At 52.3% G+C, this 21,212-nt stretch carries 17 protein-coding genes; all 17 read right to left on the reverse strand.

The features are described 5' to 3' along the window. Positions 1-88 precede the first annotated feature (88 nt). Entirely contained in the window at positions 89-430 is a 342-nt protein-coding gene (locus tag KI379_RS27170) for a hypothetical protein (RefSeq protein WP_212985569.1), read from the reverse strand. 133 nt (positions 431-563) lie between these two features. After that, on the reverse strand, positions 564-4,502 hold the full coding sequence (locus tag KI379_RS27175; protein ID WP_212985570.1) for an S-layer homology domain-containing protein: 3,939 nt from the start codon (positions 4,500-4,502) through the stop codon (positions 564-566). A 237-nt stretch (positions 4,503-4,739) separates the two neighbouring features. Next, complete coding sequence (locus KI379_RS27180) at positions 4,740-5,264, reverse strand: stalk domain-containing protein (RefSeq protein WP_212985571.1); 525 nt, start codon at positions 5,262-5,264, stop codon at positions 4,740-4,742. Positions 5,265-5,499: 235 nt separating this feature from the next. Then, a complete protein-coding gene (locus KI379_RS27185) occupies positions 5,500-6,621 on the reverse strand; it encodes a glycosyltransferase family 4 protein (protein ID WP_145139566.1) in 1,122 nt (373 codons plus the stop codon). A gap of 113 nt (positions 6,622-6,734) precedes the next feature. Further along, entirely contained in the window at positions 6,735-7,499 is a 765-nt protein-coding gene (locus tag KI379_RS27190) for a WecB/TagA/CpsF family glycosyltransferase (protein WP_244879466.1), read from the reverse strand. Between the two features lie 19 nt (positions 7,500-7,518). After that, on the reverse strand, positions 7,519-8,649 hold the full coding sequence (csaB, locus tag KI379_RS27195; RefSeq protein ID WP_212985572.1) for a polysaccharide pyruvyl transferase CsaB: 1,131 nt from the start codon (positions 8,647-8,649) through the stop codon (positions 7,519-7,521). After that, positions 8,622-10,640, reverse strand: coding sequence for a DUF5693 family protein (locus tag KI379_RS27200; RefSeq protein WP_089549727.1), 2,019 nt, complete (start codon positions 10,638-10,640; stop codon positions 8,622-8,624). The genes csaB and KI379_RS27200 overlap by 28 nt, the downstream gene beginning before the upstream one ends. Before the next feature lie 86 nt (positions 10,641-10,726). Beyond that, positions 10,727-12,448, reverse strand: a complete 1,722-nt coding sequence (locus KI379_RS27205; RefSeq protein WP_212985573.1) for a phospho-sugar mutase — start codon at positions 12,446-12,448, stop codon at positions 10,727-10,729. Positions 12,449-12,485: 37 nt separating this feature from the next. Next, on the reverse strand, positions 12,486-12,923 hold the full coding sequence (fabZ, locus tag KI379_RS27210; RefSeq protein WP_076174644.1) for a 3-hydroxyacyl-ACP dehydratase FabZ: 438 nt from the start codon (positions 12,921-12,923) through the stop codon (positions 12,486-12,488). Positions 12,924-13,209: 286 nt separating this feature from the next. Next, entirely contained in the window at positions 13,210-13,428 is a 219-nt protein-coding gene (locus tag KI379_RS27215; RefSeq protein WP_076174647.1) for a DNA-directed RNA polymerase subunit beta, read from the reverse strand. A 10-nt stretch (positions 13,429-13,438) separates the two neighbouring features. Beyond that, positions 13,439-14,263 (reverse strand): flagellar hook-basal body protein, encoded by an 825-nt coding sequence (locus tag KI379_RS27220; RefSeq protein ID WP_212985574.1) that lies wholly within the window; start codon positions 14,261-14,263, stop codon positions 13,439-13,441. Between the two features lie 30 nt (positions 14,264-14,293). Then, positions 14,294-15,175 carry a flagellar hook-basal body protein gene (locus tag KI379_RS27225; protein ID WP_212985575.1) on the reverse strand — a complete coding sequence of 294 codons (882 nt, stop codon included), beginning with the start codon at positions 15,173-15,175 and terminating at the stop codon, positions 14,294-14,296. Between the two features lie 196 nt (positions 15,176-15,371). Next, entirely contained in the window at positions 15,372-16,370 is a 999-nt protein-coding gene (locus KI379_RS27230) for a rod shape-determining protein (protein ID WP_163882780.1), read from the reverse strand. Positions 16,371-16,602: 232 nt separating this feature from the next. Beyond that, positions 16,603-16,890 carry a sporulation transcriptional regulator SpoIIID gene (gene spoIIID / locus KI379_RS27235; RefSeq protein WP_089549722.1) on the reverse strand — a complete coding sequence of 96 codons (288 nt, stop codon included), beginning with the start codon at positions 16,888-16,890 and terminating at the stop codon, positions 16,603-16,605. 237 nt (positions 16,891-17,127) lie between these two features. Then, a complete protein-coding gene (locus tag KI379_RS27240; protein WP_212985576.1) occupies positions 17,128-17,883 on the reverse strand; it encodes a M23 family metallopeptidase in 756 nt (251 codons plus the stop codon). A 69-nt stretch (positions 17,884-17,952) separates the two neighbouring features. Next, entirely contained in the window at positions 17,953-19,287 is a 1,335-nt protein-coding gene (spoIID, locus tag KI379_RS27245) for a stage II sporulation protein D (RefSeq protein ID WP_212985577.1), read from the reverse strand. 563 nt (positions 19,288-19,850) lie between these two features. Continuing rightward, positions 19,851-21,206 carry a UDP-N-acetylglucosamine 1-carboxyvinyltransferase gene (gene murA / locus KI379_RS27250; protein ID WP_089549719.1) on the reverse strand — a complete coding sequence of 452 codons (1,356 nt, stop codon included), beginning with the start codon at positions 21,204-21,206 and terminating at the stop codon, positions 19,851-19,853. Positions 21,207-21,212 lie beyond the last annotated feature (6 nt).

Below are 21,212 nucleotides of genomic sequence, written 5' to 3' on the forward strand. Positions count from 1 at the left end.
TTACTTGCTTGAAACAAACAAAACAAAAAAACAAGGCGCCGATTGGCACCTTGTTGGACGATGTAAATGAGTCAAAGGTTACAAAATATTAACGAATTTTCATGGCAAGCTGAATGATCTGAGCGCGCATTTCCGGGCTTGTATTGAGGTTCTCGTACATTTGCTCAATCGGCTGCTTATTCTCACGATAAGTCTTTTCGTGTTTGATTGTCGAATGGGACCACTCAATCAGTTCGTTTTCGGAAATGACCAGCTCGTTATATGCATCATGGAATCCGGTCTCCATTACAAGACCCTCCATTACTTCCTGCGTAACTTCTCTCGTTTTCCGAGTGGTTTCGATTTTCTTCTCCAAAATGCTAGCTTTATTCTCAAATTTAGTCTTCGCCTTCAAATAATCCAGCTGCGCCTTCGAATAGATCGGTTTCATAAGATTGCCTTCACCCTCTAAGATAAAATATCGTTCTACGCCATTGTATCCTAATTTCCGACAAATTACAAAGAGTTGAAATTGGAAAAAGATAGCCTCTTCCCATAAATTAAGGGTAAGAGGCTTCTCCGTACTAGCTTAGATTTTTAGGGAAGATGCTGGTGCTCTTCTTGAGCAGCTCAACGGCAATCTTACCGGCTTCCGCACGCGTCATGCTGCTTTGCGGGTTAAAATTATAAGAAGGTTTCTTCTGACCGGTAATCGTAATTGGCTGGCCAGCCATGATTTTAGCGCCCACAACAGCTGAAATACCAGGGCGTGCGTAAATATCAATTTTCCCAGAATCCTGGAACTGCTTATCTAACGAAGCTTTAAGCTTAGCGTCATTCGCAGGCATTTTCAGTTTCAGTGCACGTGCAACCATCACAGCAGCCTGTTCACGGGTAATCGGTTCTTCGACACCAAAGTACCCTTCGCCAATACCTGTGACGATGCCGGCTCTTGAAGCTGTCTCAATGTATTTGAAATCCCATGTATCCGTCTTGGCTCCAGGTACGATATCGAAATAGGTCTGCACATTGCTATCATAATTCAGCGGGATGTCGAGGCCCTTGACCAGCAATGTGGCAAACTCACCACGAGTCGTCAGATCATCTGCACCGAAGGCGTCAGCCTGAACGTTGGACATGATGCCTTTGGCATAAAGAGCATTCAGAATGTCTCTTGCCCATGGATGCTTCGTAATATCACTAAATCCGCGGCTTTGCTTCATGACGACATAATAGCCCGAGTCATCAAAAGGAACGGTAATGGTGTGAGCCTTGGTGTTCACGGCTCCTCCGACATTTTCCCATTCCGCTTTGTCCGTAAACCGGAATACGGTCACGGTTGTTCCTGCCGCATCCACCACGTCAGGGTTAAACGCAATGGTCAACGATCCCCGTTGGGAAGGTACAATTTTTCTCTCTGGCTCGAGGATCGACAGATCCCTGAAGTTACCCTCAATAGAGTATGGCGCCAAACCATTTGTCGATGGCTTATAACCAGGCGTATCTGGAGATCCCGACTCCCCTAATCCGGCGCTGATCCAATATACATTAGATACACGTGTAAAGTTATACGTCCTGGCTGTAGAGTTGAAGAACTCCAGCAGGTCGACCGGCAGCTTGATCGTTTCCTGTCCATTCGGCGTTCTTTGGTCTTTGTTCAAGCCGATCACGTCTCCGTAATCGTTCTTTCTTTCCAACACTCCGTCTTTCGGGTCGGCAATACCGAACAGATACTTATTATCAGGATAGAACTTAGCCACTTCGCCTACGCCGACATTCGCCGATTTCAACACGGTTCCTTTCGGGAAGGAAAGCTCCAGGGCTTTATTGAACGCACTGTACTTGGTAGCCGGTTTTTCCGTCATGTACTGGGAATCAACGGTCACAGCGCTGGTGTAGTACACATTCACCGTTTGAGTGACGCTCGTCGTGCCTCTCACAATTTCAATTTTGATGCTGGTCGACTTATCTGGTTTGAGGCCTACGAAGTCATAGAAGAAACGGTCATTCATATCCGTTCTCTTAGTGGCCGGGTTTTTGTTAATCAGAACCTGAGTGGCTCCTTCTGCCTCGATATCGAAACGTACAAAGTTCTTATTCACTACAATTTGATCCCCTACCGTTGCTTTCGGGGACAAAATTCGGAACGGTGCCACGATACGCGTGATTTCTAGACGCTGGCTGGAACGCGCTCCAGTACTGTTGATCAGCTCCAGATTGTAGACATGACTTCCCGGTGCTTCAAATGGTATGTTTCGGATCCGCAGCAGGAACTTCCCGTCGATCATGGCCAGATCATAGTCATAATCTTTACCGTTGTACTGAAATTTGTCTGTTTTAATGACTGTTGTTCCAGCGGTTGCTTGTGACAAATCAATATTTTGATCCAAAGACGAGAAGAATTTTTGCGATCCGAGGTTCAGGTTGATGATTTTCGCACCGCCACCTTGAATCACCAGGTCGTACTTCAACTGACTCGTCTCATAAATGTTATCCTTATATTCGAACAGCGGCGAACGTTCCAGAATCTTATCCAGCTTAGGGTTGCTTGTCGTCTGTCCCAGGTTCAATTGGCTGAACGATTCGCGGTTTGCATCATCTGCAATAGAAGGCTGGAAGGTTGTAATATTCGAAACATTCGTATCTACGATATAAATCCGGAGTTCCTTGCGGACGCTGCGCGTGTTGCCTTTGCCGTCCATTGAAGAACCTGTCAGAACGATCCGGTTCTCTCCATAATAAAGAGGGCCCGAAACATCAACAGTCAGATTAAGATCAAAGGTTTTTTTGGTGTTATTAATTACAAAAGGCGTGCTGAGCTTCAAATCGGCTCCCGTAAGACCGTTGACGAACAATTCAGCATTCGAGATGTTTTCAAAATCGCGGTATTCGCCTTTCAGACGAATCGTTGACGTTCCCTTGCTGGAGTCGATTTCAAAGGTCTGCCCGTCGTAAAGATTCTCTACATAAATATAGTTCTTCGTGGCATAGGTGATATTCACCGTATAGTAAGCACTGGAGTCATTAAAATGGAATCTCACCTGCTGCTTACCGTTGGAGAACCCGGTTACTTTGTATACGACTTCGTTCTTGGCCAAATCAGATGGTTGCGAGCCAGCCTTAGTTACATTAACGCTGCCCGTAGGAAGGTACTCGGCCTTCAATACCGGCTCCGGGGTGATGCCATCTAAATTCTGGTCTGCTTGGACGAGCACGTAGAAGGAGTCGGACTCGAGTTCCGTTCCATCCAGCGGGAGCACACTTGTTGCGGCCAGCGTATTACCTTCCTGATAGCCCTTCAGGTATTTCATATTCGTAATGCCGACCTCACCAGGCAGGTATTTGAATATCAAATCGGTTGCGGCATCAATCTTGTTATCGTAGGAAACACCGAGCTTAATTTTTTGTGCTTCGACACCAGCAGCAAAGGCTATCGAATTCACTTTAAACGTAACAAGACGATAAGCCGGTGTTACTCCGTCTGGTGCTGGAATTGCAACTTCATCTAATACAGAGTAGTCCGTATTCGGAGTTAAAATATTGTTATCAATCAATACCGTACCGGCATCTTTAAACGGCTTTCCTGTGTCATCAAGTAGAACTCTTGCGGTTAACGTACCCGATGGCGTTCCATTTTGGCCATTGTCGGTAACGGTTGGCGTGTTATTCAACAGATTGTAGTCCTTACCGTTATAGTTCATGTCCAACGTTACAAACGGACTGTTCTTGTCATAGTAATAGACTTCCCGGGTAACGGAGACTGAGTCAGAGCCATTCTTGATCGTAATCGTCAGCGTGTTAAGACCCGTTTTCAGTTTCAGTGCAGGAGAAAAGAACTTACCTGTTTGCGTTAATGTCGATACCAGCGGCGTATCACCATTCACGGCAACGGTAACATCCGTTGCGTTTTTAACATCCCCTTGAAGAGTTACAGACTGCTTGTCCGAGACAACCTGAGTCCCTTCATTTAGATAAATTTCCCCGAGACTGGATCCCAGCAGCTTCAAGTTTTGGACATAAGGTACTTGGTCAAACAAAACGTAGAACACGTCAGAGCGTGTAATTCCGTTTTGCGAGCCTGACAAGGTAATCTTGTTGAATCCAGGGAACAGGGACAAGTTCGTCGCTTTAAATTTTTGGGCCGAAGACGAGGTATCTTTCGTAATATTCCCGTCTTTGAAATGAGCTGAATCCGTTATCCACTCAATACCGCCGCCCTGCAGAGTTTTGGAGCTCAACTGCTCCACCTTTGCTTTCAGCGAATCTTCAGTAACATACGCATATGTACCAGTGATTGTAAGGGTAGGACTGCTGGATACATATACATTATCTCTGCTGATTTGCGTACCGGAAGTATCGGTCGTTAGTAATGAAGTTTTCCGCAGATCCAAGTCATCCGGTATAAAATAAGTGGCCGGCTGCGCGGGCGCTGCATGCGCAGGCTGAGTTAACCCTGCTGGAAACAATGAAACGATCAATGCCATGAGCATGATCCAGACATACGTCTTCTTAATGCGGTGCATAAATGTTTGATCTCTCCTTTTCGCCTAACTTTTGTGAGATTTCCGGTAATCATGACTGGAAATTCCAATTGATTCTCTTACTCTTTCTATCGGATACTTTCTTCCTATTTTTTAGGTAAAACTAGAAAAAAAGTCCCCCCCTTTAAAATTAGAGAAGGACAGACTTTTCTAATGAATGTTAAAGACCCTATCCAAAAAGAAGGACAGGGTCTTAATTTAAAACTATTATAACAATTATTATTTTACCCGGTAACCAGCATCCTTAAGGTCTTGTTTATTCAAATAAATAGCTCCGAGTACTTTTTCAATCTTGATCTGTTTGTTCTTATTGTCGGTTATAGCGCTGTAGTCCCCATCTTTCATTTCCGAACCATTAACCTTAAAGAGTGTCGCTCCTCCACTCAGCACTTCATATGCATTAGGAATGCCTTGTTGTTGTTGCACAGTCAAGTAATCATTTGCTGCTTGAAAGTCATAGAGTGTAATCCATGCATCATTCGAATTATCAGCGGATGTAAAGGAGATCGCCTTTGAGTTGTTATCAAAATTTGTTGTGTAGTTAAACATAGTAGCAAGATCGCGTATCGGAACGTACGTGGTTCCTTTATACAAGAGCTGTGTTGAGGTTCCTGTTTTCGGCACACCATTAATAGCTACTCTGAATTTTGTCAAAGTCGCCTGCACTGTATTCGTAGCAGCAAGCGCCACCGTAGACGAACCAAGCAGCATTCCAACCGTAAGACCAATAATCAATTTTTTCATATGTACCCTTCTCCCCTTTTAAATTACTTACACTCATGTTTATTACCCAGCTAGTTAGCATTTGACTAAACAAACTTTATTTATTTTTTAAATTATTCTCAATAGGCTGTTCATCCTGATTTTGGATAGGCAGGAAGCCTTATTACTGCTCCATAAGTAATAAAAAACGCCGCACCCCAAGGTGCGACGTTCCACTTAACAATATATATAATTGCATAACGCTTCTTATCTTACCCTAATTATGACGGTTCTCACTAACCTTCATCCGCAGCCGGGCGATCAGATTCAGGATCGGCCGCTTCGTCTTGCCGACAAGGCCGATGATCTCTGCACCAATTTGCAGGAAGAACATCATGACACAGATCACGACGAACGTGACCCAGTTCGCTTCATACATCGCAGCTGAGGACTGGATGACCGCCAGCACGCCGAAGAATGCGGCGATACCGTACACGATCAGCACCGACTGGCGGTGGCTGAAGCCGATTTCGCGAAGGCAGTGATGCAGGTGGCCCTTGTCCGGTGCGAAGATCGGTTTCTTCTGCATCCAGCGGCGGATGATCGCAAAGAACGTATCCGACAGCGGCACGCCGATGATAATCAGCGGGGTGATGAACGAGATGATCGCGATCTGCTTGAATCCAAGCAGGGAGAGCATCGCCAGACAGAAGCCCAAGAACAGCGACCCCGTATCCCCCATGAAAATCTTGGCCGGGTGGAAATTGAAGTACAAGAATCCGACGATGGCGCCGAGAAGCAAGAGACACAGCATAGCGACCATCATGTTGCCCATCAGCAGGGACATCACAAGGATGGTGCCGATCGCGATGCCGGATACGCCGGCTGCCAGGCCATCCAGACCGTCGATGAGGTTAATGGCGTTTGTTACGCCGATAATCCAAATGATGGTCAGCGGAATGGAAATCCAGTTTTCCAGCGAAGAATAGTTATCAGCAAAAGGAATATTTACAAAGTCCACTTTGATATCGAATCCGAACACGACCACGCACGCAGCAATGATCTGTCCGAGCAGCTTCACCTTGGCCGACAGTTCGAAGCGGTCGTCGAGCGCGCCGATCAGCACGATCAGCGTTCCGCCCAGCAGGAATGCCTTAATAAAGTTGGAATCCCGCATCGAGAAATGATCGGCGACAAACGGAAGCACTGCGAACATGGCTAGTATAAAAGCAAGATATATGGCTAAACCGCCAAGCCGGGGCATAATTCGCGTATGCACTTTTCGGGCATTCGGTACGTCCACTGCTCCGATCTTCACCGCCAGCTTCTTGACGAGCGGCGTCAGGACCAGTGCCAGGATGAGCGACACGATACATCCGATGATGGCTAGCATTAACATGTGATTGTTCAACCCCCAATTGTTCTACCGGATTGAATTATACTCTGATCGAAAAATAAAACCAATCCCGTTTTTTCGCAAAATATCGGGTTATTCAAGACGATTTCATCTTTTTATCTGGGTTTTGTCAGGTTTTCTTTATCCCGCAGCACTTTCACTACGAATTTCGGCAGCGCAAGCATTCTTTTGGCTCGCGTCGGCTCCTTTAACAGGCGGTATAACCACTCCGCCCGCAGCTGCTGGAACAGCTTGGGAGCCCGCTTGGACTTGCCGGAAATGACGTCGAAGCTCCCGCCGACGCCCATCATGACCGGTACGCCGAGCTGCTCCTTGTAACGCGCGATCCAAGGCTCCTGCGTATCTACGGCGCGTGCCACGAACAGAATGTCCGGCTCCGCTTCGCGGATCGCCGCGATCACTTCGGCGTCCTGCTCTTGGGAAAAGTAGCCATCACGAAATCCCGAGATTTGAACCCCCGGATACTGCAAATGTAACCGCTCCACCGTCGCCTGAATCACTTCGGACGTCGATCCGAGCAAATACACTTTCCAGTGATAGTCTTCTCCGACCTTCATCAATTCATGTAGGAGGTCAAAACCTGCAACGCGTTCCTTCACGGGCGATCCGGCTTTTTCCGCCGCCCATACCACTCCCGTCCCGTCCGGGACGAGCAGATCGGCTCCCCTCATGACGTCCATGTAAGCAGGGTCCTGAAGGGCCGTCATCACCATAATGGGATTGGCGGTAATGATCTGATGCGGCCGGCGCTCACCCGACTGGATGAGTCCGGTTAAATATTGAACGGTATCGGTCATGCCCCATCGGCTCACCGGGATGCCGAAAATCGGCACCGTGGGCACTTGGCTTGGTTGGTTCACGCTATAATCACCTTATCCTTTATTGCTGCTGCAAAAAATCAATAATATGCTGTGCCGGAGCCTGCGCCTCTTCCTTCAGCACCGCGATGCGCTCACGGTTCGCCTCCTGCCAGAGGCTGTTCTCGCTCAGCAGGCGGGACACCTCGTTCTTCAGCGCCTCAGGCGCCAGCGAAGCGCTTGTCCCTACAGGCTCCAGATCCAGCCGTTTCAAAAAGTTATCGATCTTCGGATCATAGGACACGCCGATCATCGGCACCAGCTGATTCGCGGCATAGATGAGGCTGTGCAGCCTCATGCCGATAACGACGTCACAGCGGCCAACTTCAGCCAGCATCTCCTGCGGATGTACCGCATCGCGGCACACCGACACGACGCTGCCGCTCGCAGATACATCGCCCATCCGGTCGATGATTTCCTGCGATGCTTTCACATCGTCCGGCAGATGGAACGGCAGGAAGCGCAGATGCACCGCCTGCTCCTGGCACAGCTTGCTCAACCCGTCGGCGATCGCCTGCAGCTCCCGGCGCTCCGGATCCCAATATCGGACCGAAATGCCGATTACCGGCAGCGGACGTTCGGCGTCCTGCTGCAGCGATTCCGGCTTCTTGCTGCCGGTTGTCAGGCCCATCACCGGGTCAGGCACGACCTGAACCCGGTTCCAGCCCAGCCCCATGCGCTCCAGCAGGCGTGCCGACTCTTGATCCCGAACCGATATATATTCACATTGGTTAAATACGCTTTTGATGAACGGGTGAAACAGCTTCCGGTTGACGGGCCCAATCCCTTGAGAGTAGATAAAGACCGGCTTTTTCAACCACTGGGCCAGCTTGATCACCCCGAGATAATAAGGGATCGTCTTGGAGCTGGTGGCATCCTGCAGCAGGCTGCCGCCGCCGCTGATCAGACCTGAGCTTTCCTTCAGCGCCTGTCTCACTTCGCCCAGCTTCATCCGGTGTACCGCGTCCACGCCGTAGGTGGCCTTGGTCCACTCGGGATCGATGGAGAGAACCACCGGCCGAATCGAAACGCCGGCTGCCTTCCCCCGCTCCTCCAGAGCGGTCAAGATCGATTGGAGCACCGCCTCATCCCCGCTGTTCCGGAACCCGTAGTATCCGGAGATGACTACGGTCTTCTGAGACGTGGTACCCATCGTTTCCAACACCCTTCCAGTACTTGCCATACGCCAATGGCGATCAGGCCAAAGATAAATCCGAGACCCAGGCCGAGCAGGTCACGAACGAACGAAATTTTCATCGGCGAGTGGATATGCGCGAACGTATCCACCATCGACAGCTGGCCGATAACCGCAAAGATCATCAAGTAAACGACGTTGCGGTATCTAAGCGACACGAAGATGCCCAGCAAGAACAGTGCGTGTGCAACGAGCTCCTTGTTCCGAGGACGAACGTGGAACGTGTTTTCCAGAACTGTGCGTAACGTCATTTCAATCGAGCTGACGCTTCCCCCGTTGCCGGTGCGGCTCAGATAATATAAGCCTAACACACCAATGACCCCTGCTGCCACTACCCAGGTCAGCGTAATCGGGGTGCGGAATAATTTACCGATTTGCTGCAGCGGTTTGCCGCCGCGGTACAGCACGACATAAATCGCGATGAGACCGATTGGGGCCAAATGCAGCAGGCTGACGCCGCGGAACTGATTCAGCACCAGGCTGTAGGTGATGTTGTTCAGCAGCGCGATGACAAAAGGAATCGCACTCAGCGAAATAATCGCCGTCTTGATATAAATCACAACCGCATGAGCAAACCGGCGTCCAGATGTAAGCCCGGCGTTGGCCGCGTTCATTTCGTTCAGCTTTCTCACTGCCAGCAGCACGGCAATCGTCGGTGCGCTGATGGCCACGAGCAGAGCCAGCGCCTGCTCAAACAGCGTCGGCTTGAGGACATATAATCCTGCGCTGCCGATTAACCCAAGCACAAACGCGATCAGGGTCAGTGCCGGGATAAAGTAAGAAACGAGGAGCGCAACGAAGGCAACCCCACCGAGCACGACGACCATTTTGAAATAACGCTGTCCGGCCGAATCATAAATATGGAATGCTCCCGCTTGTCCCATCTTGAAGCCGTTGTTTTCCATCTGCTTGATGGCATTTCCCGGCTCCTGCAAGGTTTTCACGATGTTATCCACGGAATCGGTAATCGTGGCCTTGGTCATGTTGCGGGATGGAGCGACGTTGATGTACAGCATCCGGATGTTCCGATCCTTCGTCGCCAGCGCAAACCGGTCGGCGATCGTCTCCGGACTCAGCGCCGCAGCATCACGGTCGCTCAGGGAGTACAGACGGGCTACGTTGTAATCCGTATCGTAGGCCAGCTTGGACAGCCCCTTTTGCGGCTGCTTCAGGTTCTCGATGGCCGCAATGCCGATCCCGTATTGGTTCAGCAGGTTGGCAAAACCCTGCAGGCTGTTCATATCCTCATTGTCATTGAAGCCTTTAACGGAATCGCCCTCAAACAATACGCGTTTGACGCCGTTCGCCTGATAGTAGGCCAGCAGCTTGTCCATCGCTTCCTGGTTGTAAGGAAGGCTGTCGGACATCCGCGGCACGATGTTGAATCCTTTGCTGCGCAGCATTTCGAATGCAATCGGATCTGGCTGCATTGGCTTGAGCACGGCATCCTCCGGTGAAGTTTCTAGAATCAGGCCCTTCTGCCCGTTGAATTCCCATGGCTTGACGCCGATGCCGATCCCCGTAAAGGTGTCTTCGATCAGGGGAGACAAGCGTCCCGCATTCTCTTCGTTCGTAAACAGAATATAGGTATAGTTATCGTTGGTCGGGATGACGCTCTTCGTCATCGAGGCGACGTCCCCCGCATTAAACATCATGATGCGGCGGGATTTTTTAAAATCGTCCAGCGTACTCTCGAACATCGCCATGCTCGTCACGCCCGCCGCCTTCAGCTGATCCAGCTGCTGCTGAAGGTATTCCTCCGGATGAGCTTGATACGAAGCCGTCTCCACCAGTCCGCGATAGTTATACACCAACTCTACGTTATTGGAAGATGACTCCGTCCGGTAGCGGTCATAAATCACCGGAATCGCGGCGATTATGCCCAGCACGACGAGAATCCACAGCCATTTGCGGGATGCCGTGTTCCAACGCTGCCATTTCTGATGCACCAAAAGTACCTCCTCATAATAACTCCGGGAATCCGCAGCGTTCATCTTCGAACACGCGGCCTCCCGGAATATCCATTTCTTAAATGTTAGGCGTCAACCCTTGCCATCACTTCATCCGACAATTTCTGAATACGCGCATTCGCATCATCCAGAGAATCGCCTCTCACGGCAAAGTATACCTTGATCTTCGGCTCTGTCCCCGATGGACGCAGGCAGAACCATGAACCGTCTTCCAGCATATATTTCAGCACGTTTTCCTTCGGCAGGCCGTCCAGCCCTTTCGAATAATCCAGCACCTGCGTGACGGCTTGTCCTGCCACCGTCTGCGGCGGGTTGCTGCGCCAATCGGACATTTTCGCCTGGATTTGGGCCAGGCCGTCTTTGCCTTTCAACGTGCGGGACTCCAGTTTCTCCTGGAAGTAGCCGAACTGCTCATACAGCTCCTGCAGCACTTCGTACAGCGTCTTGCCTTGAGCTTTATAGTAGGCACCCGCTTCACAGATGAGCAGCGAGGCCAATACGGCGTCCTTATCGCGGGCATAGTTGCCAGCGAGGTATCCGTAGCTCTCCTCGTATCCGAACAGATACGTATGGGAGCCGGTCTTCTCGAACTGGGTCATTTTCTCCCCGATGTATTTAAAGCCGGTCAGCGTGTTGAATACTTCCGCCCCAAAATACTCGGCGATCGTCGCTCCCATCTCGCTGGTCACGATCGTTTTGATGACCGCCCCATTGTTTGGCAGCTTGCCTGCTTCTTTTAATTGGCTGAGCAAATAATAAATCATGAGTGCCCCGGACTGATTACCGGACAATACAACGAATTCTCCTGCCTGGTTCTTAACTACCGCACCCATGCGGTCGGCATCCGGGTCGGTTCCGATCAACAAATCAGCACCGATCTCCTGCCCTACCTTCATGGCCAGCGTGAACGCTTCGCGTTCTTCCGGATTCGGAGACTTCACAGTGGAAAATTCGGCGTCCGGCTGCTCCTGCTCCGCTACAATATGCACGTTCGTAAAGCCGACTTCCTCCAGCACGCGGCGGACCGGAATATTTCCCGTTCCATGGAGCGGCGTGTAGACGATTTTAAAATCTTGGCCGAGCGTCGAAGCAATCGCCTCGCGGTTAACGCTGACATCGGCTACGGTGCGGATAAACGCATCGTCATCCTCCTGGCCGAGCCACACGAGCAGCCCCTTCGCTTCCGCTTCCTGCTGATCCAGCCGCTTCACCGCAGCGAAGGAATCGACCTGCTGGATGTAAGAAATGACCTTCTCCGCTTCGTCCGGCACGAGTTGTCCGCCCTCGGCGTTGTACACCTTGTACCCGTTATACTCCGGCGGGTTATGGCTCGCCGTAATGACGATGCCGCCGGTCGCTCCCAAATGGCGCACGCTGAACGACAGCTGCGGCGTCGGGCGCAGGGATGGGAACAGCTTGGCTGTGATACCGTTGCCTGCAAGCACCAGAGCGGCCTCCAGCGCAAACTCCGGCGAGAAGTGGCGGGAATCATGGGCGATCACGACCGAAGGCGTGCCTTCAGCCGAACCGTGCTGCTCCAGTATGTAGCGTGCAAATCCTTGCGTCGCCTTGCCGACGGTGTACCGGTTGATGCGGTTGCTTCCTGCACCGATCACGCCGCGGAGACCGCCTGTGCCAAACTCCAAATCTTTGTAAAAACGGTCTTCCAGCTCCAGCGGCTGATCGGACAGCCCTTCGAGCTCCCGTTTCGTTTCTTCATCTATAGAAGGATCTTGAAGCCATTGCTTGACATTCTCACTTGCTTGAGTGCTGAGTTGTTGTGTCATTACTGCTTCTCCTTTCCATAATAAGAATGATGGTTACTTAAGATTGTGCAGGGTCGGACAGAGCGAACATGATGTCGCCTTCCGCGACGACTTTATCGTCGACCTTGGCTACGGCGTGTCCCTTCCCGATGCTTCCCTTCAAGCGGGTAATTTCCACCTCAAGGCGAAGCGTATCGCCGGGTACCACTTGTCCACGGAAGCGGAAGTTGTCGAGACCGGCCAGAAAGCCGATTTTGCCCCGGTTGCTCTCTTCCTTCAAAATAGCGGCTGCTCCAACCTGTGCCAGCGCTTCGGTGATCAGCACGCCAGGCATGACCGGATATTCCGGAAAGTGGCCGATGAAGAAAGGCTCATTAATGGTTACGTTCTTGATTCCGACCGCGCGCTTGCCGACTTCCATCTCGATGATGCGGTCCACCAGCAAAAACGGAGGCCGGTGCGGGATGATCTCCTGAATTTCTTTCACGTTAAGCACGTCTCTCAAACTCCTTTCAAAATAGGCGAATCACCGCAACTTTCAAGGGTTATACTGCATAAAATCCATAGATTTCGGAAAAAACTAAACTATCCTTCACCCTCTGCAGAAGTGAAGGTTCAGATAAGGGGCCTTTCTCCGGTATGCCGATCCTGATGAACGGCACGGGGGAGGCCCTTTTGTATGGGCTTCGCAAGTCCCCCATCATTATACATTTTCCGAGCAAAAAAAGAAAACTCCCGAATGGAAGGAGTTTTCTGTCAAAAGTCAGCGGTTAGACGCCCCGTCAGGGCGCAAATACCAAATCGATCACATGCTGCCAAGTCTTCCATTGAAACACGTCGGACAGGCTCTGTTTGCCGATAAAGACATAACCGAAGGTCATCCCGCCAACCAGAGCGAGCAGCAAAAACAGCGGAATCATCCAGCGGATGACGATTCTCCATCTTGCCGTCTTCCGCACGGCCGGTTTCGCTTTGCCAGCTGCTTGGGTTTTCTCACTCATTGCAGAACTCCTATCCACGGATATTGTTCGCCAGATTCATCATCGTGTCGCTGGATGTCAGTGCCCGGGCGGATAGCTGATAAGCGCGCTGCGCCTGCATCATATCCGTTATTTCTTGTGCATAATCGACATTCGACTGTTCCAGATATCCCGAACGGATGGTTGTCCCGGAGGCGGCTGGGGTATAAGGGGCGTTGCCGAATACCTGAGCTTTCGTCAGGTTGCCGGGAATAACAAACAGGTTGCCGTCCATCTGCACCAGCGCATCCGGGCGGACCGGCGATGCCAGCTGAATGGTAGCCACGGCGTTTGTCCCCGCCGCATTCTTAACAATGACCTGTCCGTCCTGATCGACGGCCACCTTGGCATTGTTGGCGACGGAGATTTGTCTGCCGTTCGTATCAAGAACGAAGTAACCCTGATTGTTGACCAGCACCATATTCTTCGGCTTGGCAGGGTCGGGATCGGGCACAAAATGGAAGGCGCCTTCCCGGGTGTAGGCCGTGCGTCCGTTCGCCTCAACCGCAAACAGGCCCGTGCCTTCAATGGCGAGATCCAGCGGGTTGCCGGTCTGATTCAGCGGCCCCTGCTGCATATCCCGGGTGATTTCCGTCATCCGCATGCCAAAACCGTTATTGTATCCAAGCGGGGAAACCCGTCCGTTCTGCTTGAAGCCGTCCGGCTGCTGCGTGACCGTGGTCAGCACGTCTTCGAAGGAGCTCTCCTTCCGCTTGTATCCGTCCGTATCGATGTTGGCGATGTTATCCGCGATAACGTCCAGCTTCCGCTGCAGCGCATTCATGGATACCATCGCGCTGATCATGGAGTTATTCATTTACGTCCACCCTCCCTAGTCCGTAGCATCCTATACCTTGCCGACCTCGTTGACAGCCTTGTCCAAACTTTTATCATAAAATTGCACGACCTTCTGATTGGCCTCGTAGGCCCGAAGCGCCGTGTTCATGTCTACGACCGCCGCGGAGGAATCCACGTTGGACTGCTCCAAATAATGCTGCCGCACTTCTACGCGGTCGGCGTTACCCAACGCGCGGACACCGGCAGCTGCGGTATCATCCACCTTGAACAATCCGTCACCCGTACGCACCATCTGGCCGGGCTGCCCCACGACGGCAATGCCAAGCCGTGTTCCGGGCACACCCGTTGCGGGATTCAAAATAAACCCCTGCTCGTTCACTTTAAGGCTGTCCACCGAGCCTGTCAACCGAATGGGCCGATTATTGGCATCCAATACCTGGTACCCGGCCGAAGTCAGCAGCAAACCGTCCGGAGTCACCTTGAAACTGCCGTCTTTCGTATACCCGATTTCCCCATCCGCATTGCGGACGGTAAAATACGCCTCCGGCTTGTAGGTCACATTGCCGTCCGGGTCAACATACTTGCCGGATTGGTCGAACGGAATGTTCTGGCCCGTTGCCGGATCGGTGACTTCAATATCGGACACCAGCGCAAAATCGGTCGGCTTCTCGCTCTCCGTGATGACACCCTGCAGGTACATAGACAAGCTTTCTTCAGCAAAAACGCCCGTGTTCAGCTTGCCGAGCTGCGGGTTCGGATTCTCCGCACCCCCGCCGATCATCGAAATCAGCACCTCGGGGAACGAACGGGCAACGCTGTTGACCTGCTTGTACCCAGGGGTGTTGATATTGGCAATATTTTGGACGTCGGTATCGTGGCGGCTCTGCTGCGTCATCATGCCGGCAGCGGCGGTGTAAAGTCCTCTCAGCATTGAGATGGGGTCCCTCCCTGTTTCATGTGCTTGTTCATTGGGTAATAAAAATTTTATCTTCATATAATATAGAATACATCGCTGATCTATATGAACGGGCTCCTCAGAGCCCGCGATCCATAGTACATATATCGGACATAGGCCCGGGTTTTTTTAGGGTTTTGCCGCAGCCGGCTCAGGGGCCGGCCATACGTCATTAGAATGCTTTCTTGGACACCTTGTCCAAGTGATCGAGCATGAGTCCCGTGCCTTTCACGACACAATGCATCGGGTCTTCTGCGATTAATACCGGCACGTGCAGCTCTTCGGCGAGCAGCTCGTCCAATCCGTCAAGCAAAGCACCACCGCCGGTGAGAATGACGCCGCGGTCGATAATGTCGGCGGACAGCTCGGGAGGCGTCCGTTCCAGCACCGACTTGGCAGCGGCCACGATCATCGAGACCGGTTCCCACAGCGCTTCCTGAACTTCGTTCGAAGAAACCGTCACGGTAAGCGGCAGTCCGCTGACCATATCGCGCCCGCGGATATCGATCTCATCCTGGCGTCCGCCCGGACGGACGGTGCCTACCTTGATCTTGATATCCTCCGAGGTGCGTTCACCGATCAGGAGCTTGTACTTATTTTTAATATATTTCACGATGGCCTCGTCGAACTTGTCCCCCGCCATTTTAATAGAAGAGGCGGTAACGACGTCGCCCATGGACAGGACGGCTACATCCGTCGTTCCGCCGCCGATATCGACGACCATATTGCCGCTTGGCTGATAAATATCCATACCCGCGCCAATGGCTGCGGCTTTCGGTTCTTCTTCCAGGAATACATCCTTAGCTCCGCTTCGCTCGGCGGCTTCCCGGATGGCCTTCTGTTCAACAGAGGTAATATTCGTAGGCGCACAGATCAGAATCCGCGGCCGGCTGCTCCAGCTGCGTCCTCCCACACTGCTGATGAAGTACTTCAGCATCGCTTCCGTAATCGCAAAATCGGCAATAACCCCATCGCGCAGCGGACGAATCGCCACGATATTCCCAGGCGTGCGGCCAACCATTCTCCGGGCTTCTTCCCCGACGGCAAGGACTCTTTTGGTGTCGCTTTCGATCGTCACGACAGAAGGCTCGTTGAGTACAACCCCCCTCCCTTTGACATGAATCAGCACGTTGGCTGTGCCAAGATCAATTCCAATATCCTTGCTAAACATCATGAAAAGAGCCCCCAAAGTATTATTTTATGGTAAAAGAGTCCCTGTTACCGCTTATCGAAGTCCCATTTCGACAGGATGTGGCAGGAAGTTATGTATTTTTGGGAAAAAGGGATCACATTTGTCGACCTTATACCATCTTTTAACATATCATACTTCAGGGGAGGGATACAATGGGCACAGGTGTGCCCTGCCGCAAGATCATATGAACCGGGCCCGGAAGCCCAGATGGTCAGGCTTTGGCGGAAGCGACGGCTTCCCGTTTCTTTCCGCTGGTCTTTTTATACTTAATCTTGGTCGCTTCGCCTCCCCGGAGATGACGGATCGATTTGTGGTATTCAAGAATGTGCTTAACCTGGTCAGCCAGATCGGGATTGATTTCCGGCAAACGTTCGGTCAAATCCTTATGCACTGTGCTCTTCGATACGCCAAATTCCTTGGCAATGGTTCGGACCGTGTGTCTCGTTTCCACGATACAACGACCAATTTTAATGGTCCGTTCTTTGATGTAATCGTGCACGCTCCCGCCTCCCTACTGTGGATAGTTTGGTACATTATATGAGGGGCGTGCCTATATATTCGCGCTTTCCAAGCCTGACAAGCTCCGCAAGGCCCATTTATTTTACGGACAGCGCAAAATAACCCCGCAAATCGAGGGGGCTTCCCACAGCCCTTTCCCGCCATTTACAAGGGTTTGCACACAAAAAGGCAGGGATTGTCCCTGCCTTTAGGCTTATTTTTTCTTCACGCTTTTCGGTTATTGCTTCGGAAGAACCGTTTCCGGATTGACCGGTGTTCCATTGTCGTACACTTCGAAGTGTACGTGGTTGCCCAGTTCCTTCTCGATTTCGCTGCGGCCGGCGGTGCCGATCGTATCACCTTGCTTCACGGTGTCGCCCAGTTTAACTTTGGCGTCCGAGAGACTTTGGTAAACCGTCTTGAGATTGTTGTCATGGGTAATCTCGATCACGGTTCCAGTCAGCGGCGGGTTCAAATCGACGCGAGTGACTTTTCCGCCGAGAGCGGCTTTGACGTCAAACGCTTGGTCATCTGCGCGGGCCAGGTCGACACCGACGTTCGGCGTGAACGTGTCATCGTACTGAACCATCGCGGCTTGATGATTTTCTTCGGTACCATTTTCATCATAGAACGGCTTCACGACTTTAACGTCTTTGGCATTCGCAACCGGCCATACCATACCTTCGGCATTGGCGGTTACTTCAACGGCATTGTCCTTGGCGTCTGTGGCAGTGTCCTTGCTTGCTGCAGCATCCGAAGCGGTAGTAGATTGCTCCGTTACTTTAGCGGGGTCTTGGGTAAGGTTCTTCTGGCTGGTATCCTGGTAGACCCACACTAAGGTTAGTATAATTGCTGCTGCGGCCACGTAAGCTGCCGGGTATACCCACCGTTTGGACAACAGCTTTTTCCACGAAGAAGGCTGATTTACAGGCTCTCCTTGCACTTTTTTAGGAGCTTCGCCGTGGCTTTGACTACTTTTGTTTTGTTCATTCATATGTTTATCACCTCAGTAACATTGTTACCGGGGCGGAATCTTTTATACGTATCTCTTTATATTATTTTTTCAATCTTTAGAGAGAAGTTTTGAAGCTTGCGTAAAGTCGATGCCCGTATAGTAGTGTTTGAGAATTTGCGTGGCGGTCGACCCTTCCTTGGCCATCCCGTCCGCACCCCACTGGCTCATCCCGACGCCATGCCCGTATCCGTACGTGGTGATCTGGATGTCGGCCCCCGAGGTCTTCCAAGTAAACTCGCTGGACCGCAGGTTCAGCTTCTCTCTCACTTCCCGGCCGCTGAACACATGACCGCCGATGGAAATCTCTTTAATCCGGTGCCCCTCCGTCGTAGACAAGACTTGAATGAAAGGCTGACCCGTCGATACCGTGATAGCCTGTCCGGCCAAACCGAGCTTGGTGATAAAATCTTTCCGGCTGATCGTGACCGTCTCCTTGTACCCCGGCGCCAGCTCCTTGTCCCATGGACTCGCTACACTGCGGAGGTACGGAATGTCATCCTTCCAATAATCTTCCGAATTTTCGGTATACCCGTTGCTGGTAGAGAAAAAGGATGCCGTAATCGGCTTTCCTTTATAGGTCATGATCGTATTGCGGGTTTCCTGCACCGCCCGCTGCAGCTTGGCCAGCTCCGCGGATTTCCCCTGCGCCTTCCATTCCTTCTCCAATACTTCTTTGGAGATATACGCCTGATGACTGACCGTATCAGTCACCATGGCCTTGCGGTCCGGCACGCCGCTCATGTCGCCGTCAACGAGTCGGCGGACGATAAAGGTGCGGGCCGCGATCGCCTGCGCTTTGAGCGCCTCCAGCTCAAAGTCCGCCGGCATCTCGGCTGCCAGCACGCCGGTGACGTAGTCTTCCATCGGCAGCACTTCCACTTGTCCCGTCTTCGTCAGATAGACGGACACGTTCGGCAGCTGCGCCTCCGCTTGCGGCGCAGCGGGCTTGGCCGGTGCCGGCGCCGGAATGGGCGCGGGCACCGGTGCGGGGTGGTGGTTCGTCGACACCACCACCAGCGTGGGCAGCAGCAGCGCCAGTGCGAGCACCCCGCCCGCCCCCCACAGGGCGGCTGGGGGCACCTTGCGGGCGCTGCCCGGGCGGCGCGGCCCTTTGGCCGGGCCGCGGCTTGGCGGCGGCGTCCATGGGCGCCGCCCGTTGGTGTGCCGGGCGCCGCCAGGCGCGCCCGGGGCCTCGGGCCGGAGCGTGCTCTGGCGCTCCGGCCTGGCCGGCGCTGCAGCCTCTGGCGGCTGCGCAGCATGGCCGGGCAGCAGCGTCAGCTGCGGCCTGCCCGGCTGTGGGGCCGTGCTTCTCGGATCATCCGGCGAGAGCGCTTCGCTTCTGGGAGCGACGGGAATTTTTAATTGTGTGCGTGGATCCTTCATATTCTCTCAAACCTCCGTCCATGCTTCGTCCTTCGTTACTAGACCTTCCGGATACCGGCTGCGCGGCGGGCAGATATCGATGGGACGCGGCGCTATCGTCCGCTCCCCTCTTCACCGTTCACATCCGATATTCATACATATGAGAGGCTTGAGAGTGATAGAACCCTTTTTAAGAGAAACAGAGATTGTGCCTTCCAAGCAGAAGGAACCTTCCATTCCTTAAGAGAACAAATAGGCTGGGTCAGAACCCGATGCCCTGCATCGTATAGGAAGAAGTATGAACTGGCCCAGAGCCGAAACGGCTTAGGGATATCGGCAGGATCGTTTTATTCACTCGGGAAGTTCCTCTTTATAATAAGAAAGACTTTGATTGGGGTGACGAAATCGAAGAGAATGGTGGATCGCAGACCAGTCGACGACAGAAAAGACCAGGCCGCAACGGGCCTGGTCTTTTCTCAGCTGCTTATGGTGGATGGCCGCGTAGCTCCGGCCATTTGTTTGTTTACAGTACAATGAATCGTTTCCAGTAAAATGTTCCGCCTATCACAAGATCAAATAAGGACTTACACCCAAGTCGGCTGCACATTCACCAGCTTGACTTCCTCTTCCTTGCTGTCCGCCTCTTTCTTGGCCGCTGCCGGCTGAGTCAAGGTCGGCTCATCGACGGAAATCCGCCAAATATCGGCTCCCAGGCCTTGCAGCTTCTCCGCCAGGTGAACATAGCCCCGGTCGATATGATGCGTACCGCTGACCTCTGTCGTTCCTTCCGACACGAGGCCCGCCAGAATCAAGGCTGCTCCGGCCCGAAGGTCGGTAGCGCACACCTTGGCGCCTGTAAGCTTGGCACCGCCGGTTACGATGGCCGTACGGCCCTCTACCTTGATCTCCGCGTTCATCAGCTGGAACTGGTCCACATGCATAAAGCGGTTTTCAAACACCGTTTCGGTCACGACACTCGTGCCCTCCGACTTGAGCAGCAGCGCCATCATTTGCGACTGCATGTCGGTCGGGAAGCCCGGATACGGCAGCGTCTTGATATCAACCGCTTTGAGCGGATGGTTCGCCTTCACGCGTACGCCGTTTTCGCCTGGTTCGATTTCAACGCCCATCTCTTCCAGCTTGGCAATGACTGGACCTAAATGATCCGGAATCGCGCCTTCAACGTACACGTCTCCGCCGGTAATCGCGGCCGCCACCATGTAAGTGCCTGCTTCGATCCGGTCCGGAATGACCGTATGCTCGGTACCGTGCAGCTTCTCCACGCCTTCGATCCGGATAATACCGGTACCGGCGCCGCGCACTTTCGCGCCCATGCCGTTCAGGTAGTTCGCCAAATCGACAATTTCCGGCTCTTTCGCCGCATTTTCGATCACCGTCACGCCTTCAGCCAGCGTGGCGGCCATCATAATATTTTCAGTAGCGCCTACGCTGGCCACGTCCAAATAGATCTTGGCCCCGCGCAGTCTGCCATTACTTTTCGCTTCAATGTATCCTTGTCCCAGGCTGATTTCGGCACCCAGCGCTTCAAAGCCCTTCAGATGCTGATCGATAGGTCTTGTACCGATGGCACACCCGCCCGGCAGTGAAATCCGCGTATGGCCCATTCTCGTAAGCAGAGGACCCATGACCAGAAAAGACGCCCGCATCTTCCGCACCCACTCATAAGGTGCCTCACATGAGGAAATCGTTTGGGCATTGACCCTCATTACATCCTTTTCATATGTAATGACTGCACCTATGGATTCCAATACTTTACTGATTGTAATTACATCGTCAAGAGGAGGCGCATCGATAATGATGCTTTCTCCTTCTTCCCCAAGAAGAGAGGCAGCGATGATCGGAAGAACAGAATTTTTTGCCCCGCTGACTTTCACGCTTCCGGTCAGTTTATTGCCACCGCGGACGATAAATTTGCTCATCATGAT

This window comes from Paenibacillus cineris, assembly GCF_018333335.1.
In the GTDB taxonomy this organism is placed as follows: Bacteria; Bacillota; Bacilli; order Paenibacillales; family Paenibacillaceae; genus Paenibacillus_AQ; species Paenibacillus_AQ favisporus.

What these genes read in the sequence shown, in the direction of transcription:
- KI379_RS27170 (WP_212985569.1), bottom strand. Translation starts at nt 430, where the DNA reads ATGAAACCGATCTATTCGAAGGCGCAGCTGGATTATTTGAAGGCGAAG.
- KI379_RS27175 (WP_212985570.1), bottom strand. Translation starts at nt 4,502, where the DNA reads ATGCACCGCATTAAGAAGACGTATGTCTGGATCATGCTCATGGCATTG.
- KI379_RS27180 (WP_212985571.1), bottom strand. Translation starts at nt 5,264, where the DNA reads ATGAAAAAATTGATTATTGGTCTTACGGTTGGAATGCTGCTTGGTTCG.
- KI379_RS27185 (WP_145139566.1), bottom strand. Translation starts at nt 6,621, where the DNA reads ATGTTAATGCTAGCCATCATCGGATGTATCGTGTCGCTCATCCTGGCA.
- csaB (WP_212985572.1), bottom strand. Translation starts at nt 8,649, where the DNA reads ATGGGTACCACGTCTCAGAAGACCGTAGTCATCTCCGGATACTACGGG.
- KI379_RS27205 (WP_212985573.1), bottom strand. Translation starts at nt 12,448, where the DNA reads ATGACACAACAACTCAGCACTCAAGCAAGTGAGAATGTCAAGCAATGG.
- KI379_RS27215 (WP_076174647.1), bottom strand. Translation starts at nt 13,428, where the DNA reads ATGAGTGAGAAAACCCAAGCAGCTGGCAAAGCGAAACCGGCCGTGCGG.
- KI379_RS27220 (WP_212985574.1), bottom strand. Translation starts at nt 14,263, where the DNA reads ATGAATAACTCCATGATCAGCGCGATGGTATCCATGAATGCGCTGCAG.
- KI379_RS27225 (WP_212985575.1), bottom strand. Translation starts at nt 15,175, where the DNA reads ATGCTGAGAGGACTTTACACCGCCGCTGCCGGCATGATGACGCAGCAG.
- KI379_RS27230 (WP_163882780.1), bottom strand. Translation starts at nt 16,370, where the DNA reads ATGTTTAGCAAGGATATTGGAATTGATCTTGGCACAGCCAACGTGCTG.
- KI379_RS27240 (WP_212985576.1), bottom strand. Translation starts at nt 17,883, where the DNA reads ATGAATGAACAAAACAAAAGTAGTCAAAGCCACGGCGAAGCTCCTAAA.
- spoIID (WP_212985577.1), bottom strand. Translation starts at nt 19,287, where the DNA reads ATGAAGGATCCACGCACACAATTAAAAATTCCCGTCGCTCCCAGAAGC.
- murA (WP_089549719.1), bottom strand. Translation starts at nt 21,206, where the DNA reads ATGAGCAAATTTATCGTCCGCGGTGGCAATAAACTGACCGGAAGCGTG.